General features: G+C 71.5%; 13 protein-coding genes. 10 read left to right on the forward strand and 3 right to left on the reverse strand.

Translation table 11 applies throughout. From position 1 onward, the window contains the following. Window positions 1-80: 80 nt before the first annotated feature. Window positions 81-938: an enoyl-CoA hydratase/isomerase family protein gene (locus tag ABT342_RS20705; protein WP_351575615.1), complete on the reverse strand. Its 858-nt coding sequence runs from the start codon at window positions 936-938 to the stop codon at window positions 81-83. Window positions 939-946: 8 nt separating this feature from the next. Beyond that, complete coding sequence (locus tag ABT342_RS20710; protein WP_351575618.1) at window positions 947-1,729, reverse strand: phytanoyl-CoA dioxygenase family protein; 783 nt, start codon at window positions 1,727-1,729, stop codon at window positions 947-949. A gap of 393 nt (window positions 1,730-2,122) precedes the next feature. Here ABT342_RS20710 and ABT342_RS20715 point away from each other — a divergent pair, with 393 nt between their 5' ends. From ABT342_RS20715 to ABT342_RS20750, 8 genes are all read left to right on the forward strand, one after another. Beyond that, window positions 2,123-3,577, forward strand: a complete 1,455-nt coding sequence (locus ABT342_RS20715; RefSeq protein WP_351575621.1) for a B12-binding domain-containing radical SAM protein — start codon at window positions 2,123-2,125, stop codon at window positions 3,575-3,577. Between the two features lie 2 nt (window positions 3,578-3,579). Further along, the gene (locus ABT342_RS20720; RefSeq protein ID WP_351575624.1) at window positions 3,580-5,004 is read left to right on the forward strand and encodes an aldehyde dehydrogenase family protein; all 1,425 of its coding nucleotides are present in this window, start codon (window positions 3,580-3,582) and stop codon (window positions 5,002-5,004) included. Between the two features lie 38 nt (window positions 5,005-5,042). Further along, window positions 5,043-6,152: an AMP-binding protein gene (locus ABT342_RS20725; protein WP_351575627.1), complete on the forward strand. Its 1,110-nt coding sequence runs from the start codon at window positions 5,043-5,045 to the stop codon at window positions 6,150-6,152. A 1-nt stretch (window position 6,153) separates the two neighbouring features. Beyond that, a complete protein-coding gene (locus ABT342_RS20730; RefSeq protein WP_351575630.1) occupies window positions 6,154-7,572 on the forward strand; it encodes an asparagine synthase-related protein in 1,419 nt (472 codons plus the stop codon). Continuing rightward, window positions 7,544-8,947 (forward strand): B12-binding domain-containing radical SAM protein, encoded by a 1,404-nt coding sequence (locus ABT342_RS20735; protein WP_351575633.1) that lies wholly within the window; start codon window positions 7,544-7,546, stop codon window positions 8,945-8,947. The genes ABT342_RS20730 and ABT342_RS20735 overlap by 29 nt, the downstream gene beginning before the upstream one ends. Before the next feature lie 55 nt (window positions 8,948-9,002). Next, window positions 9,003-11,048 carry a cobalamin-dependent radical SAM methyltransferase TokK gene (gene tokK, locus ABT342_RS20740; protein WP_351575636.1) on the forward strand — a complete coding sequence of 682 codons (2,046 nt, stop codon included), beginning with the start codon at window positions 9,003-9,005 and terminating at the stop codon, window positions 11,046-11,048. Beyond that, window positions 11,045-12,553, forward strand: coding sequence for an MFS transporter (locus ABT342_RS20745; RefSeq protein ID WP_351575639.1), 1,509 nt, complete (start codon window positions 11,045-11,047; stop codon window positions 12,551-12,553). The genes tokK and ABT342_RS20745 overlap by 4 nt, the downstream gene beginning before the upstream one ends. Window positions 12,554-12,640: 87 nt before the next feature. Next, window positions 12,641-14,119: a LysR family transcriptional regulator gene (locus tag ABT342_RS20750; RefSeq protein WP_351575642.1), complete on the forward strand. Its 1,479-nt coding sequence runs from the start codon at window positions 12,641-12,643 to the stop codon at window positions 14,117-14,119. Between the two features lie 264 nt (window positions 14,120-14,383). Here the strand turns inward: ABT342_RS20750 and ABT342_RS20755 are convergent, their stop codons facing one another. Continuing rightward, window positions 14,384-15,058 carry an HAD family hydrolase gene (locus ABT342_RS20755; RefSeq protein ID WP_351575645.1) on the reverse strand — a complete coding sequence of 225 codons (675 nt, stop codon included), beginning with the start codon at window positions 15,056-15,058 and terminating at the stop codon, window positions 14,384-14,386. Between the two features lie 210 nt (window positions 15,059-15,268). On the opposite strand from ABT342_RS20755, the gene ABT342_RS20760 reads away from it, so the two are divergent. Continuing rightward, entirely contained in the window at window positions 15,269-16,105 is an 837-nt protein-coding gene (locus ABT342_RS20760) for a phytanoyl-CoA dioxygenase family protein (RefSeq protein WP_351575647.1), read from the forward strand. After that, the gene (locus tag ABT342_RS20765; RefSeq protein ID WP_351575650.1) at window positions 16,102-17,049 is read left to right on the forward strand and encodes a GNAT family N-acetyltransferase; all 948 of its coding nucleotides are present in this window, start codon (window positions 16,102-16,104) and stop codon (window positions 17,047-17,049) included. Before ABT342_RS20760 ends, ABT342_RS20765 begins: the two co-directional genes overlap by 4 nt. The last annotated feature ends 60 nt before the right edge of the window (window positions 17,050-17,109 follow it).

Below are 17,109 nucleotides of genomic sequence, written 5' to 3' on the forward strand. Positions count from 1 at the left end.
CTGCCGGGCAGCGGCCCGGCAGCGGCCCGGCAGCGGCCCGGCAGCGGCCCGGCAGCGGCCCGGCAGCGGCCCCGCGCCGGTCAGGCCGAGGGGGATCGGCGGGCCGCGCGGTCGCGTTGGCTCTGGCGGAAGCCGTCCACCGGGCCGGAGGAACCGCGCATCAGGGCGAGGTACTCGCGGGTCTCCACCGCGACGGCCTCCTCCACCGTGCCGCCGAGGCCGCCCATCACGGCCGCCTTCAGATGCCGCAGGCAGTCGCCCGGCATCGCGGCCAGCGTGCCGGCGAGCGCGGCGGTCTCCTCGCGCAGCCGGTCGCGCGGCACCGCACGCAGTGCCAGGCCCTTCTCCACCGCTTCGGCCGCCGACATCCAACGGCCCGTCAGAAGCAGTTCCATGGCGGGTTGCAGGCCCATCTTGCGGACCGTGCGATGCGTGGCCCCGGCGCCCGGCATGTGGCCGTACGGCGTGTGGACGTCGCCTATCTTCGCTTCCTCGGCGATCAGCACCAGGTCACAGGCCGTGATCCATTCGAAGCCGCCCGCGCGGGCCTTGGCCTGCACCATGGCGATCGTCGGCATGGGCAGCCGCTCCAGCGCGAACGCCACCCTGTTCATCCGCTCCAGATAGACGGAGTACATCTCGGTGTCGCCCTTGTCCCCCGCCAGCACCTCCCCCAGGAACCCCAGGTCGCTGCCGATGCAGAAGGCCTTGTCCCCGGCGCCGGTGAGCACGAGCACCCGGGTCGTGCCGTCGTCCGCGACCTGGGCGAAGGCGTCGAGGAGCTCGTTGTGCATCTGCTCGTTGTGGGCGTTGAGCTTCTCGGGCCGGTTGAGGGTGACCCAGGCGACGCCGTCGGAGCGCTCCAGCAGGATCGTCTCGTAGGCCCCGGGCGACGCCGTTCCGGCCGGGGCGGTTCGCACGGAAGTGGTTTCGGTCATCGGGCGCCTCAGCGGATCAGGTCGGCGGCGAGCGGATATTCGGTCATCGGCCTGCCGCGCACGGTGACGTAATCGCGTACGAACACCAGGGAATAGCTACGGCGGGGCCGGTCGGTGAGGTTGGGCCCGGAGCCGTGCAGGGTGTTGATGCTGTGGACCAGGGCGCTTCCCGCCGGAATCGGACTGGGGACCAGTTCCCGGTCGTTGACGGCCTCCAGCAGGACCGCGCCCTCCTCGGGGCGGACGTGCTCCACCCGGCCCCGGCGATGGCTGCCTTTCACGTACTGCAGACAGCCGTTCTCGACGCTGCCGTCGTCCAGAGCCATCCAGATGGTGACGGCGTCCGGCGGGTCCAGGTGCCAGTACCGGTTGTCCTGGTGCAGCACGAGGCGGCTGGCTTCGCCCTTGCCCGCCGGCTTGTAGAAGGAGTGGTCGCGGAAGAGCCGCACCGGCCCGCCGAGCAGCGCCTCCACCCGGGGCACGATGTCGGGGCGGCGGATCTGCTTCTCGCAGACCGGGTCGTTCTCCCAGATGCCGATCTTCTGGAGCAGCGCCTCGTCGTTCGGGTTGGCCTTCGTCTCGGACAGGTCCAGGACTCCCTGGCCGCGGCGGCCCTCCTGGTAGAACACCCGCTCCATGGACTCGCCCAGCTCGACCACTTCGGCGGGCGTCAGTACGTTGTCCCAGCGGACCACTCCGTCGCGTTCGAAGATCTCGCGCTCGGCCGCTGGGTCCGACGCCGAGGTCGTGATCACGTTCGCTGCGTCGGCCGGTCGATGGGAAGTGGTCATCGGTACCTCTCCGGAGCGAGTGCGGGGCAGTTGATCGTTGAACTCCGCTGCGATGCTGCCACAGAGCCGGCGCCCGGCACAGAAGCCGCCTGCGCATCGCCGTGATGCACCGGAGGCATGCCCGCCGGGTATGAATCCCGCCCATGCCACGGCAGTGCGCGAGCGACCCGATAAAGGCATTGGACGGCGGTGGGGGCGCGGTGTTGGGCTGGAAACCACGTGCAGCCCCCCATCACCCGATCCCCGCTGACGACCGGACCAGGCCCACCTTGTGGCATCGCGGGCACACACCGCACAGCGCGTTCTTCGGCCACGGAATCCGTGTGCGCACAGGCTGCGGGCGGTCAGCCGGGCCGGGCCTGAGGACTGTCCACTCGCAGGAGGCAGACAAGCATGCAAGTTCTTCTCGTGAACGCTCGCCGGTCGGCGTACTCCGGAGAGTCGATCTCGGCACCGCAGTTGGGGCTGCTGTCCCTGGCGGCGGTGTTGCGGGAGGGTACCTTCCACGACACCAAAGGCACCGACGTCCACTTCATCGACGACCAGCTCTTCGTCCTGGAGCGGCCGCTCGCCACGCCGGACCACTTCCTGAGGGGCTACAAGCCGGACATCGTCGGCATCCAGGTGCTGACGTCCAGTCTCAAGAACGGCATCAGGCTCGCCTCCGAGACCAGGCACCACCACCCGCGGGCCCTGACCGTGCTGGGCGGTGTCGGCGCCACGCCGCTGGCGCGCCAGCTGGTCGAGGACGGCTCGGTGGATGTCGTCGTCAAGGGCGAGGGTGAGGTGACCTTCTCCCACCTGGTCCACGAGTTCGGCACCAACGGCCGGAAGAACCTGCACAAGGTGCGCGGCATCGTGTTCCGCGACGACGACGGCAACGTCGTCGAGACGCCCGCCGCCCCGCAGCTGATGCGCCTGGACAAACTCCCCATGCCGGCCCGGGACATCGCCGACATGGAGCTGTACCGGACGATTTCCCGCGGCCGGGCCGGCAACGTCGTCACCGCCCGCGGCTGTTCGTACGCCTGCGCCTACTGCTACTCCAAGCACCAGTGGGGAGTCGGCCAGCGCCGGCACAGCGCGCAGCGCGTGCTGGCGGAGATCCGCGATCTCGTCGAGGTGCACGGGTTCGACCGGATCCGCATCGAGGACGACGACTTCGTCGAGGACGTACCGCGCATGCAGGAGCTGTGTCAGGCCATCGAGGATTCCGGCCTGCAGGGCAAGTTCGAGTGGGAGGCCAAGGCCCGCCCGGACCTGATCGACGACGACATGGCGAAGATGCTGCGCAAGTCCGGCTGCTTCCGTCTGCTGGTGGGTGTGGAGACGCTCGACTGGACGCTCCTCAAGCGCCTGGGCCGGCCGGTGAAGGTGGCGGTCACCGAGCGGGCGCTGGACTCCCTCGGCAAGGCCGGGATCGGCACGCAGGCCACGATGATCCTCGGCATCCCGGGCGAGACCGACGAGGCGATGCGCACGACCATCACCTGGCTGCAGGCGCGGCTCGGCAAGAACCAGCACGACATCGTTTCCCCGTGCTTCTTCGTGCCCTTCCACGCGGACCTGGAGAAGGACATGGCCAAGCGCGTGGACTTCACCGTCGAGACCACGGACACCGACTGCTACACCGGCCACATCCCGGTGACCTCCAGCCCCGGGGCCTCCATCGACGAGCTGTGGAAGCTCTACGACGACATGACCCCGACCCGCAGTCAGGGCCAGTACAAGCGCATCGCGTTCCTGGCCAACCTGAACACCGTGCAGACCCGGCTGGGACTGATGGACGGTGACGGTGGCGCACAGCTGGCCAAGGAGCCCGCGGCCCTGGTCCCGGAGGTCCAGTGACGATGCTCACGACGGGAGCCGAGCGTGCCGTCCCGGCCGCCCCGGAACCCGCCAACCCGCTGGACGTCCCGGCCTGGTCGGGCCCTCGTCCGGTGATGTCCACCAGGCCGCGGCAGCTCCTCGACGGTGCCGGGCGACCCCTGGCCCGGCTGGGCGCCGCGGGGCGGCTGGTGCAGTTCCGGATGGCCGAGGAGGCCGGGAAGACGGCCCGTCTGCTGCGCGGGGCGGCCGACGACGCCTGGTTCGGGCTGCTGCGGCGGGCCGCCGACGGGCTCATCACCCGGCTGGACTCCGGGGAGCTCGACCCGTGGCTGCGGGCGCTGTCCGCGGCGACCGGGCTGCCGCTGCGGCGGGCCGCGCGCGGGATCCGCACCGTGGCCGAGGACTTGGGCCGCATGGACGAGATCCTTGCCGCGCAGTCCCCGGACGGGTCCGTCTCGGCGTACCGGACGGGTGGCGGCGACCCGCGGTGGAGCTGGCGGCCCGCGGGGCGGTCCGTCCATGTGCGGGTGCCCGACAACTTCCCGACCATCAACATAGAGTGGCTGCAGGCACTGGCCGCGCGGCGTCCGGTGCTGCTGAGCACGTCGGCGCGGGATCCGTTCACCGCCGTTCTGTTCACCGAGGCGCTGTACGCCGCCGGGCTGCCGGATCACGCGGTGTCGCTGGTGCACGGTGACGCCCCGGCGCTGCGCCGGCTGGCGGACCAGGTGCTGTGGCCGGGTGAGGAGGTCCCCGCCGACCTCTCCCCGGGGAAGGTCAAGACGTACCACTACGGCCGCAGTCGGGCGCTCATCGGCGAAGCTCCGCCGAAGGACGCCTGGGAGCGGCTGGCCCGGGAGGCGTTCGCCGGCTGCGGGCGGCTGTGCACCAACATCAGCTCCCTCGTGGTCCTCGGCGACGCCGGGGAGGCCGCCGGCCTGCTGGCGGAGGAGTTCGCCGCCCGGCCGGTGCTTCCCCTGGACGATCCGGCGGCTTCGGTGCCCGCCTTCCCGGACCGTGCCGTGCGGGACGCGCTGGCGCTGCGGATCGAGCGGGAGATCGCGGCCGGTGCGGTCGATGTCACCGAGGCGGCCACCGGCGTGCCGCTGCGGGTGGACCTCGACGGCACGGCGTATCTGCGCCCCACGGTGCTGCTGGTGGAGCCCGGGTCGCCGCTCTTCGGGACGGAACTGCCGTTCCCGTTCACGGCGGTGGCGCATGTGCCCCGGTCGAAGGCCGCCGCGGCCTGCGCGGGGTCGCTGATCGTGTCCGTGGTGGGCGAGGCCGGCGGGCTGGTGCGGGCGCTCGCCGAGGAGCCGGGCGTCGACAAGGTCTTCGCCGGTGAGGAGTTCGACCGCGGCTACGACCCGTGCGACCCGCACGAGGGCTATCTGGCCGATTTCCTGTTCAAGAAGAAAGCCGTGCTGCCGGGCACCGCCGCATGACCGGCAGCGGGAACAGCATCAGACGAGAGGGATCCGCCATGCGATGTCCGAGCGAGTCGGTGCTCCGTCCGGTCACCGATGACGACGTCCGCCGGACCGTCCGCCTCCACTTAGACCCCGACCATGGCACCCCCTACTGGCTGGAGCGCGACCGGCGGCTGGGCACCAACGCCCTGGAGAAGGTCCGGAGTCTGCAGGACGCCATCACCCTGATCGGCCTGAAGGACGGCGCCGACCAGATGCACTTCGAGGAGGCCTCGCGGCGGGCCCCGCTGGAGACCTTCGTCCCGGGTTCGGTGCTCACAGGCGGCGGTCCGCTGTGGGCCGCGCAGACCGGCGGCACCACGGGCCCGGCCAAGCACGGCACCTGGGGCGCGCGCTACTGGGCCGACATCCTGGAGTTCTCCGACGAGTTCCTGGACCTGCACGGGGTGCCGCGCGACTGCAACTGGCTGTTCATCGGCCCGATGGGTCCGCACACCACCGGCAGGCTCGTCGTCGCCTTCGCCGAGCGCCGCGGCGGTATGTGCTTCTCGATCGACCTCGACCCGCGGATCGTGAAGATCTTCGGCGAGGAGGGCATGACGGCCGCGTACGACCGGTACGTGCGGCACATCTGGGACCAGGTGGCCGAAGTCGTCCGGGCGCAGAACATCGAGGTGGTCTTCTGCACCTCCCGGCTGCTGGACATGCTGCCCGAGCGGCTGGGCACCGAGGCGCTGGCCGGCGTGCGGGCCATCGTGCACGCCGGCACCACGATGGAGCCCGAGGCCCACCGCCAGCTGCGCGAGGAGTTCTTCCCGGGCGTGCCGGTCGTCGGCATGTACGGCACCTCGACCACCGGCATCAGCTGGCAGAAGCCGTTCGAGGCGGAGGACGACCACCGGGTGGTCTACGTGCCCTGCCAGCCGCACGTCGCGCTGGACGTCGTCGACGAGCACGGCGCCGAGGTGGCGTTCGGCGAGGAAGGCCGGGTGCGGGTCTGGCGGCTGACCGACGACGCACTGGTTCCCGGGTTCTGGGAGCGCGACCGGGCGCGCCGGGTGCGCCCGTACGGGGTCGCGGCCGAGCTCTATCCCTGGCCCTGGCTGGGTGATCCGTACTCCCCGGAGTTCACCGAGGGCCACCGCGTCGAAGGGGTGTACTGACATGGCCGGTTTTCTGCTGCGCTGCCAGTCCGGGTCGGTGGAGTGCGAGTCCCTGGGCTCCGGCCGGGGGCTGGGCACCCTGGTGCTGCGTCACGGCGCGGACGCGCTGGTCGTGCACGGCGACCGGCTGCTGGACGAGAACCCTCCGGAGCACGCCCCGCTCGACGAGCTGCTGGCCTGGACCGCCCGGTCGCACACGCGCTACTGCGCGGTGCTGGTCCGTGGCGGCCGGGCCACGCTGTGGAGCGACATCGGCGCCACCGTCCCGCTGCACTACGCGCGCGCCGCCGACGACACGCTGCTGGTCTCCACGTCGGCCGGAGCGATGCTGCCGCTGCTGGGATCCGAGCCGGTGCTCGGCAGCGCGGAGCAGGCGCTGCTGCCCGGTGGCCGGTTCGCGGGGGTGACGGCGGTCCCGGCGAACAGCGCGGTGACGCTGGTGGTGGACGCGTACGACACCGACGCGGCCTCCGTGCGGCGGCTGCAGCGGCTGCCGGACAAGCCGGACGTGACCGACCCCCTGGAAGCCGTGGACAGCGTGCGCGGCGCGCTGCGTACGTCGGTGGCGCGGATGGCCGCCGGTCTGGGCGAGGTCGGTGTCATGCTCAGCGGCGGGGTGGACTCCTCCACGGTCGCGGCGCTGGCGGCGCGGGAGACCTCCGGCGCGGATCTGCGTACGTACACGGTGGGCACGCCGTTCGGCGACGAGTTCGAGCAGGCGGCGTGGCTCGCGGAGCGCCTGGGCAGCAAGCACCAGGAGCTGCTGTTCGGCCCGGACCAGTTGTCGGAGCTGCTGCCCGGCATGATCCGTTCGCTGGAGACCTGGGACCTTCTCACGCTGCAGATCGCCGCGCCGGCCTGCTTCCTGCTGAACCACCTGGCCGGCGGCGGCCGTCAGGTGCTGCTCTCCGGCTACGGCGCCGACCTGCTGTTCGCGGGGCTCGGCGGCACGGGTGGCGAGGCGGACATCGAGCGGGCGGTGGTCGCCCAGACCGCCGCGACGGCCCGGAGCAACGAATTCAGCCCCGCCTTCGCCGACGCCCGCGACACGGTGGTCCGCTACCCCTACTGGTCGCGCGAGGTGATGGGGGCGGCTCTGGGCATCCGCGGGCGGCTGAAGGTCCGCGGCGGCACGGCGAAGTGGGTGCTGCGCAGCGCCGCCGCCTCGGTCCTGCCGGAGGAGGTCGCCTGGCGGCCCAAGCGCGGCATCCACGAGGGCACCGCCATGAGCCGGATGTTCGCCGCCGCGCTGGGCAGCGACGACCAGCGTGCCCAGGTCGAGCGGCTGTACGCGATCGCGACCTCCGTCTTCCGCGACGGCGGGCCGGCGGCGCGGGCCACCGGGACGGAGACCGGGACCGTATCCGGGACCAACGAGAGGGAGGGATCCGATGAGGGTCTTGCTGGTGTGGCCTCGTAACGAGCGGGCCCTCCTCAGCGACCGGCTGAGCTGTTGCGAACCGCTGCCGCTGGAGTACCTCGGCGGCGCGCTGCGCGGCGACCACGATGTGACCATTCACGATCTGCGGCTGGATCCGCCGCTGGAGCAGTACGCGCTCACCCACGAACCACCCGACCTGGTCGGGGTGGCCATCCCCTACACCACCAGCGTGCCCGTGTCCCGGGAGGTCAGCCGGGAGGTGCGGCGGCTGTGGCCCGATGTCCCGATCGTGCTGGGCGGCCACCATCCGACGGTGTCGGCGGAGTGGCTGAACGGTTTCGACGCCGACTGGATCGTGGCCGGTGAGGGCGGTGCGCCGCTCAGCCATCTGGCCGCCGAGCTGGAGGCGGGCCGCAGCCCCGCGCCGGTGCTCGGCCTCGCCCCGTACGACGCGCGCACCGGTCTGGAGCGCGACCGCCGGCCCAAGCCGGCGGCGCTGAACAACCTGCCGATGCCGGACCGTTCGCTGCTCTCCCATCACCGCGGGGACTACTTCCACTCCGTCTACCGCCCGGTGTCACTGATCCGGTTCACCGCCGGCTGTCCGTACACCTGCAAGTTCTGCTCGCTGTGGCGGATGACGGACCGGCGTTATCTGGTCAAGGACATCGACCGGGTGCTGGCCGAGATCGCCGACATCGAGGGCCAGAACCTGTACGTGGTGGACGACGAGGCGTTCATCCAGCCGGGGCGGATGCTGGAGCTGGCCGACGCCATCGACAAGGCCGGGTTCAAGAAGCGGTTCCACATGTACGTACGGACCGACACCGCGCTGCGCCGGCCCGATGTGATCGTGCGCTGGGCCGAGGTCGGACTGGACTCGGTGCTGGTCGGCGCGGAGTCGATGACCGACGAGGAGCTGTCGGTCTACCGCAAGGGCACCGACCCCAACCAGACCCGGCGGGCGCTGGACCTCTTCCATGCCAACGGGGTGAAGGTGCGGGCCAACTTCATCGTCCAGCCCAGCTGGGTGGACGAGGACTTCGCCCGGCTCAGCCGGACCGTGGAGGAACTCCAGGTCGACATGCCGAGCTTCTCGGTGCTGACGCCGCTGCCGGGCACGGATCTGTACGACGAGAGCCGGGCCGACCTGATCAGTGACGATCCTGAGCTGTTCGACTGCTACCACACCCTGTTCCCCACCCGGCTGCCGCTGGAGAGCTTCTACCACCGGCTCGCCGACCTGCTGGCGGGGGCGAGCGCCCGCGCCACGCCCGGGGTCACCTCCGGCGCCGACCCCTCGGTCTTCTACTACTCCGACGACAGTGCCTTCGACGAGATGCTCCGCACCATCCGCGGCGGCGCGGACTGGTCGCGCCCCAGGGAGCCCGAGCGGGTCCCCAGCACGGGATGACCGACCGGGTGCGCACACGCCGAGAACAGTCCGACAACGAGGAGCCGTGACCTGCATGTCCGCCGAACTCGCCAGCCGCGGCCGCAAGGTGTACTTCGTCGGCCTCAACGAGTATCCCTTCCTTCCCTTGGTGGCCGGTCTGCTGCGCACGTACGCGGAGCAGGACGAGCGGATCGCCGCCGCCTACGATTTCCAGGAGCCGGTCTTCCTTGTCGCGCCGGTCCAGGAGATGGCGGACGGCATCGTCGAGCCCGACGTCCTGGCCCTGTCCTGCTACGTGTGGAACTTCCGCCGCCAGATGAAGGTGGCGAAGCTGGTCAAGGAGCGGTATCCGAACGTGCTGGTGGTGGCCGGCGGGCCCCATGTGCCGGACCGGCCGGGGAACTTCTTCGAGAAGCACCCGTACGTGGACGTGCTGGCGCACGGCGAGGGCGAGGTGGCGTTCCGGGAGCTCCTGGCGACGCGCCTGTCCGACCATCCGGACTACACCGCCGTGCCGGGCGTCTCCGTGCGCCGCGGCACGGAGGCCGTGGTGGGGCCCAAGGCCAAGCGGCTGCCGCGGCTGATCGATACGCCCAGCCCGTATCTGCTGGGGGTGATGGACGGTGCCGTGGCCACCTGCCGGGAGCGGGGGCTGCGCTTCTACGCCCTGTGGGAGACCAACCGCGGCTGCCCGTACTCCTGCTCGTTCTGCGACTGGGGCTCGGCGACGATGAGCACACTGCGGAAGTTCGAGGACGAGCGGCTGCAGGACGAGATCGAGTGGTTCGCCCGCCACGACGTGGAGGACCTGTTCATCTGCGACGCCAACTTCGGCATCATGCCGCGCGACCTGGAGATCGCGCACGCGCTGGCGGAGGCCCGGGGTGAGCTGGGGGCTCCGCGGCAGGTCCGGGTCAACTTCGCCAAGAACTCCAACGACCGGGTCTTCGACATCAGCAAGACCTGGCACGACGCCGATCTGCTGATGGGCACCACGCTGTCGATGCAGAGCACCGACATGGACGTGCTGGAGGCCATCGACCGCAAGAACATCGGCCTGGACAACTACCGCAAGCTCCAGCAGCGGTACGCGGCGGAGAACATCCACACCTACACCGAGCTGATCCTGGGCCTGCCCATGGAGACCGCGCGTTCGTTCCGCGACGGTATCGGCTCGCTGCTGGAGGCGGGCAACCACGAGGACCTGCGGGTCTACGAGCTGGGCATTCTGCCCAACGCGCCGCTCAACACCCCGGAGAAGATCGAACAGTACGGTCTGCGCACGGTCCCGAAGCGCATGTACGTGGAGCGCCCCGGCACCCCTGACGACGAGGCCGAGACGTTCGAGATGGTGATGGAGACCAACGCCATGCCGCGGGACGCGTGGGTGGAATCCTTCAGCTTCATCCAGGCCGTGCAGTTCCTGCACAACGGCTGCTACACCCGCTATCTGTCGATCTTCCTCCGGCAGGAGCACGGCATCGGCTACACCCGCTTCTACGAGGGGCTGCAGGACTACTTCACGGGCCGTCCCGACACCGTGCTCGGGGCGCTGTACCTGCGGATGCGCAGCCTCTACCACGACTACATCGACATGCCCGCCCTGCCGCTGGCCAACCTGGTGGCCAGCCAGCCCGACATGGCCGCCGACCTCGCCCCGTACGGCAGGCGACGGGGGTGGACGATCGACAACTGGGGCTGGCTGCGGATCGCCACGGACTTCGACCGGTTCCACACGGAACTGCGCGAGTACCTCGCCACGCTCGGTCTGGACCCCGCCGGCGACGCCCGTCTGGAGGACGTGCTCCGCTTCCAGCAGGACGTGATGCTGCGCCCGGACTACTCCCCCGAGCTGGGCAAGAGCGCCGAGTACGCCCATGACTGGCCCGGCTACTTCGCCGGCGGTCTGCTGAGGCCGCGCAGGGTCCGGGTCGCCTACGGGGACCAGAGCTTCGGTGCGAACGGCCGCTACCGGCCGGTGCCCGGTGACCTCAAGGCGTTCACGATGGCGGCGATCGGCACCAGTTACCCGGTGTCGCGCATGGGCCACTTCTGCCACCGCTTCGAGTCCGCCGAGGTGACGTCGCTGGCGGAGCCGGTGGTCAGCGAACAGTGGTGAGCACCGCCCGGAGCGGTACGGCGGACGCCGCGCGGGGTACCCCCGCGCGGCGTGCGGCGCTGGGCGTGCTCGCGGGGGCGTGCGGGCTGTTCTCGCTGCTGCAGCTGGGTGTCGCCACGCTGCTGCCGCAGATCCAGCGCGCCTTCGGGGTCTCCGGTACGGATGCCGCCTGGGTCGTTTCCGGGCATCTGCTGGTCGGGTGCGTCGCGACTCCGGTGGTGGGCCGCCTCGGGGACCTGTACGGGCGGCGCGCGGTGCTGTTCGGGGTGCTCGCCGTCGTCGCGGTCGCGGGGACGGTGGCCGCGGTCGCGCAGTCGTTCGCCGTCCTGCTGGTCGCACGGCTGGTGCAGGGGGTGGCGGCCGGTCTCTTCCCGCTCGCCATCGGCCTGTTGCGGGAGGGTTTCCCGGACCAGTCGCTGGCCGGGCCGTCCGGTGTGCTGTCCGCGGCCTTCGGGACGGGGGGCGGTGTCGGCATCCTGCTGGTCGGTCTGTTCGGTGACGGCGCTGCCGCGTTCCGGGGGCTGTTCGCGACCGCCGGTGTGCTGGCGGTCGTCCTGCTGGTGGTGGGGGCGCTGGTGCTGCCCGAGACCCCGCGCCGGACCGGGACGCGGGTGGACGTGCCGGGCCTGCTGCTGCTGAGCGCGGTCAGCGCCTGTCTGCTGCTGGCGCTGACCGAGTACGGCCGTGAGGGGCTCGGGTCCGCCACCGGGGCGGCGCTGCTGGTGGCCGGGGCGGCGGGCTGCGCCCTGCTCGTACGGGTGGAGCGGCGCTCACCGCAGCCCGCGATCGACACCCGGCTGCTCGCCCGGCGCCCGCTCTGGACCCTCAACGCGGTGAGCCTGCTGACCGGCCTGGTGATGTTCCAGACGGGGATCCTGGCACCGGCGCTCGCCGACGCGCCCCGCTCCACGGGCTACGGGCTGTCCGCCGACGGGGCTGTCACGGTCCTGGTGATGCTGCCGATGCAGATCGCCGCCGTGGCCGGCGGGCTGCTGTCCGGATGGGTGCGGGCGTCCGACCGTATGACGCCACGCGCGGTGATGATCACGAGCACCGTGCTGTTCGCGGCCTCCCCCGTCGTGTTCGCCTTCCTGCCGGGATCCGTCGCCGGGCTGGCGCTGGGCACCGCGCTGACCGGGCTGGCCACCGGCCTGCTGGGCGGGGCGATGGCGGAGCTCCTCACGCTCGCCTCACCGAGCGGGACGACAGGGGTGACGGTCGGGATCAACAGCGTGCTGCGCAATCTCGGGGGCACGTTCGGCGTGCAGGTCAGTGCCATGGTGCTGGCCGTGACGACGGCCGGTTCGGGATATCCGGCCGCGGCCTCCTACACGGCCGTCTTCGTCGGCGGGGCCGTGCTGGCCGTCGCCGGGATCGCGGCGGCGCTGGCGTTCCCGCGTGCCGCCGGACGGCCCGGGTCGGAGCCGGGGCAGGAGCCGGAGCAGGAGCCGGAGGCTTCATCCATCTCCGGACGGATCACCCGTCCGATCCGGCCAACAATCTGAAAGCGGTTGTGGGGAACCTGCCGACCGGTCGTACGGTAGTACGACGTACGTCACGCCTGGCCACAACCGCCCCTCCAGTCTTCACGGATGGGCCGAATCGAGCTCACGGGGGTGGAGTGCTGGATGTTCGATCTGCGGCGTTCGGATGTGGCATTGCTGCAAGCGGTTTCCGACCACGGGAGCCTCCACGCGGTGGAACGGGACGGCCGGATGACACAGTCGTCCGCGAGCCGTCGTCTGATCAAACTGGAACGGCGATTGCGCACCCTGCTGGTGTCTCGCAGCTCCACCGGAACCGAGCTCACCGAGGCCGGCCACGCCCTGCTGCACGCGGGGCGACGGCTGCTGGGCGCGATCGACTTCGCCATGGCCACGGCCCACCACCACGCCGACACGGAAGAGCGGCTGCCGGTGGTGCAGTTCGCGGTGGGCACGGAGTGGGCGCACGGCATGGGCCGCGACCTTGCGGACCGTTTCCCCGAAGCGGTGTTCGATGTCGTGCCGGGTGACAGCCAGGAGGTCTGGCAACGGTTCGAGCGGTACGCGGTCGACGCCGCCTGCGGCTGGGAGACCCCCCGCAGGCCGCGGCCGCGGCGCGGAGAGGCACTCGTGCTCACCGTCGTCGAGGAACCGCAGTGGATCGCGCTGCCCGGGGACCATCCGCTCGCCGCGAGGGACACGCTCGACCTGCACGACCTCGCCGGCGCGGAGTGGGTGGCCACCGTGGGCGGCGACTCCGGTGACGACCAGGGCTGGGCCTTCTCCCTGCTCACTCCGGCCCCCCGGGTCAGCTTCACGGTCCGCTCGCAGAGCGCGGCTCTGGAGCTGGTGGGCCGCGGATACGGAGTCGCGCTGGTCTCCCCGCTCTCCGCCGAGCTTGAGCACGAACGGCGCCTGGTGGTACGTCCGTTACGCCAGAAGCTGGTCCGCCGGCTCTCGCTGGCCGTGGATCCGCTCGTCGTCCCCCTGGGGGTCGCCCGTGAGCTGTGCACCTGGCTGCGGTACGGCTACGTCCAGCGGGCGGCGAAGCACAACCCCGCGTACGCCGCTTCCGCCGCCGTCCCGCCGCTCACCCACGACATACGACGCCCCGCGCGCAACCGGGCCGATCCACCGCGGCCCTCCGCCACCGGGCTGTGCCCCGTGCTCCTGTCCGAACTCCACTGGAACCGGACGGACTCGGCACAGTCGCCCAACCACTTCGAGGCGGAACATCTGCATGTGCTCCGGGTCATCGACCGGATCGGCAGCCTCAACCGCGCCGCGGACGCGCTGCTCGTCACCCAGCCCGCGCTGACCCGCCGTATCCACCGACTGGAGAAGGGCTGCGGCTTACCGCTGGTCTACAGCACCGCACGCGGTACGTCGCTGTCGGCCGCCGCCCGCCGGCTCCTGGACTGTACCGGGCCGGCCGAGAGCCGGCTCGACGATCTGGTGGGTCGTATGCGGCAGAACGCGGCGGCCCCCGCGGCCGCCGCACCGGCCACTCCTCAGCGGGCCGCCGCCTGCGCCGAGGCACGCAGGGGGGCGGTCAGCGCGACGGTGCCGTCGCCGACCGACCGATGAACTGACGCGGCCCGGTGGACTTGCCGGGCCTCGGTGAGCTCGACGCGGCCCCGGTGAACTTGCCAGGCCCCAATGAGCTGACGCGCTCCGGTGAACGTGCCCCGCCCTGGTGAGCGCGGCGCGGCCCGGTGGACTTGCCCCGCCCGGTGAACGCGACGCGACCCCGGTGAGCACGACGCGGCCCCGGTGCACGCGACGTGGCCCCGGTGAGCACGACGCGCCGGAACCAGCCGACGCGCGGAGCCCGGCCCGGGCGGTGCCGCGTCAGTGGGCGGCCTGCCGGCCTGCCGTGCGCAACAGCGGCGCCAGGGCGTCCGCGGTCTCCGCGGCCGTCCGGTGATGGACGGCCGCCATCCCCAGGGCACGTGCGGCGCGGACGTTGCGGCCCAGGTCGTCTACGAACACGCATTCCTCGGACCGGCGGCCCAGCAGCCGCGCGGTGTGCCGGAAGATCTCCGGCTCCGGCTTGCGCATCCCCACCTCGCAGGAGATCACCACCTCGTCGAACAGCTCGTCCCAGCCTTCGCGGTCGTAGCGGTGGCCCCATGAGTTGGACAGCAGCGCCACCGGGACCCCGGCGCCGCGCAGCCGACGCAGCAGCGCGGCCATCGCCGGCTCCAGCGCGAAGGGCGCGAACATCCGCTGCAGCAGACCGTCCGCGGGCGGAGGCGTGCCGTCGGTCCGTCGCAACAGCGCCGCCAGCGCGGACTCGAAGTCCGCCACCGGCATCTCGCCCCGCTCGACCCTGTGGAAGAGGTTGGGCCCCCCGCCGGGGACCGCGTCGGGTCCGAGCAGACGCCCCAGGACCGCGTGGAACTCCGCCGCTTCCACCCCCTCGGAAGCGGCCCACACCGCGATGGCCTCGTCGAAGGACTGCGTCAGCACGCCGCCCCAGTCCACGATCACCGCCGAGGCGGACACGGACACCGTTCCTGTCATACGACTCCTCCCGCCCGAGCGGCCGACCGCGGCCGTCGGCCCACCCTAGGGTCTGCCCGGTGGATCAAGTGCCGTATGCCCTATGCCATTTGAGGCCTGACCCGAACCGTCCGTGGCCGTTTCGTTGCCGGTGCCCCACCGGCCCGCACATAGTCGAGTGACACAGGTTCTCGCGGACGCATGCCCGCACGCGTACGGAAGGTGGAGCCGATGCGCCTCAGCCAGTCGATTGCAGACCTCGCCGGCGAACTGGAGGAGCGCGGCTTCATCCAACTCGACGATCTCGTACCCGAACCAGCCCTCGAACTCATGCGCCGCGGCTGCGACGACCTGATACGGCGGACCGAGGACATGCGCTACAGCACCTTCGGGTGGCAGCTGGAAGCGGAGGGTGAGGGCGGCGGATGGGCCGCGCGCGCCGCCGGGAAGGAATGCATCCCGGGCAAGGTACGGGTCGTGGGAATGGCCCATGAACAGTCCCCGGACCTGGCCGCGATCCCCGAGCTGATCAACCTCAACGAGGGCGTGGTCCGGCCGCTGCACGGCGTCACCGGCGACTTCTACAACACCTATCTGTGGGCGAAGCCGTCGAAGGTCGGCTCGGAGAAGCCCTGGCACCAGGACGCGCTGTTCCTCAAGGACGAGTTCTACGAGAAGTACGAGGACGTCTACACCATCTGGATCGCGGTGGACGACGCCCGCGAGGACAACGGCTGCCTGCAGTTCCTGCCCGGCTCGCACCGTGGGCGGATACTTCACCAGCCCGACGGCATCGACCCGGACGACCTCTTCGCCTCGCCGCGTGAACCCACGCTCGACATAGGCAAGCTCTGGCCGGACCTGACCCCGGTGATGCTCCCCCGGAAGGCGGGCTCGGCGGTGCTGTTCGGCGGCTTCACGGCCCACACCTCGTCCCCCAACACCACCGAGGACCAGCGTCGCGCGGTCTCGTACGTGTACTCGCTACCCCGGCGGGACGGCGGCGGCTCGGGCGAGACATGGATCCCGCGGCGTCACTGGGGCGGCTCCGCGAACAACCCGCGGTGAGCGCGTCCGCACTGATCCCCGTCGACCCCGGCGCCCACACGGACGTCATCTGGCAGCTCGCCCGTGACCGCGATCTGGCCGCGCTGGGCCGGGTGGAGACGACACGGGCCTGGATCGCGGGCCGGCTGTCGACGCCGGGCCTGGACCCGCGCCATTACGCCCGGCTGCTTCCGGGCCCCGACGGCGAGCCCGTGGGCGCCCTGTGGCTGAGCAGTGCCTCCGGGGTGTCGGGGTGGGCCGCCGAGCTGGTCCTCGGGCCGCGTGGCAGCGCCGCCGACGGGGCCAGGCTGCTGTCGTTCGCCGAGCTGCGCTGTGGCGAGATCCTGGCCGGGCGTCAGGGGGACGGCGAGCTGTCCTGCTTCGTCTCCGAGGGCGAGAAGGCCGCCCGCGAGGCGCTCCGGACCTGCGGTTTCGGCTCCCCGCACGGCTACTACCGGATGGCGGTCACGCTGGACGGCGAGCTGCCGCCGGCGGGTCCCGTGCCGGGCGCTGTCGTACGCGCGCCGCTCGGGGAGCCCGACCTGCGCACGTTCCACGCGGTGAAGAACAGCGCGTACTCCGCCGAGGAGGCGGGCAAGCGCGAGGACGAGTTCGGCACCTGGCTGGAGGGGTGGCGGACGGCCCCGGGGGTCGATCCGGCCCAGTGCGCCCTGCTGGAGACGGACGGCACCGCGGTGGGTTTCGCCAACATCACCGACCGGATGCTCGACAGCCGCAACGCGGCGTACGTGCAGCAGATCGGTGTCGTGCCGCAGGCCCGGCAACGGGGCCTGGGCAGCCTCCTGCTGCTGTCCGTGATGCACGAGGCGCGTCGCCGGGGCCGTACGGGGATGGTGCTGACCGTCGACACCGCGAACTCCCCCGCGCTCGCCCTCTACCGGCGGCTCGGCTGGCGGGTGGAGTCGCGCTTCGACGACTTCCGGCGCGCGCTCGTCCGGGGCTGAGGAGCCTTTCGACGACTTCCGGCGCACGCTCGTCCGAGGCTGAGGAGCCTTTCGACGACT

Origin of the sequence: Streptomyces sp. NPDC000410, assembly GCF_040300305.1 — a bacterium.
In the GTDB taxonomy this organism is placed as follows: domain Bacteria; phylum Actinomycetota; class Actinomycetes; order Streptomycetales; family Streptomycetaceae; genus Streptomyces.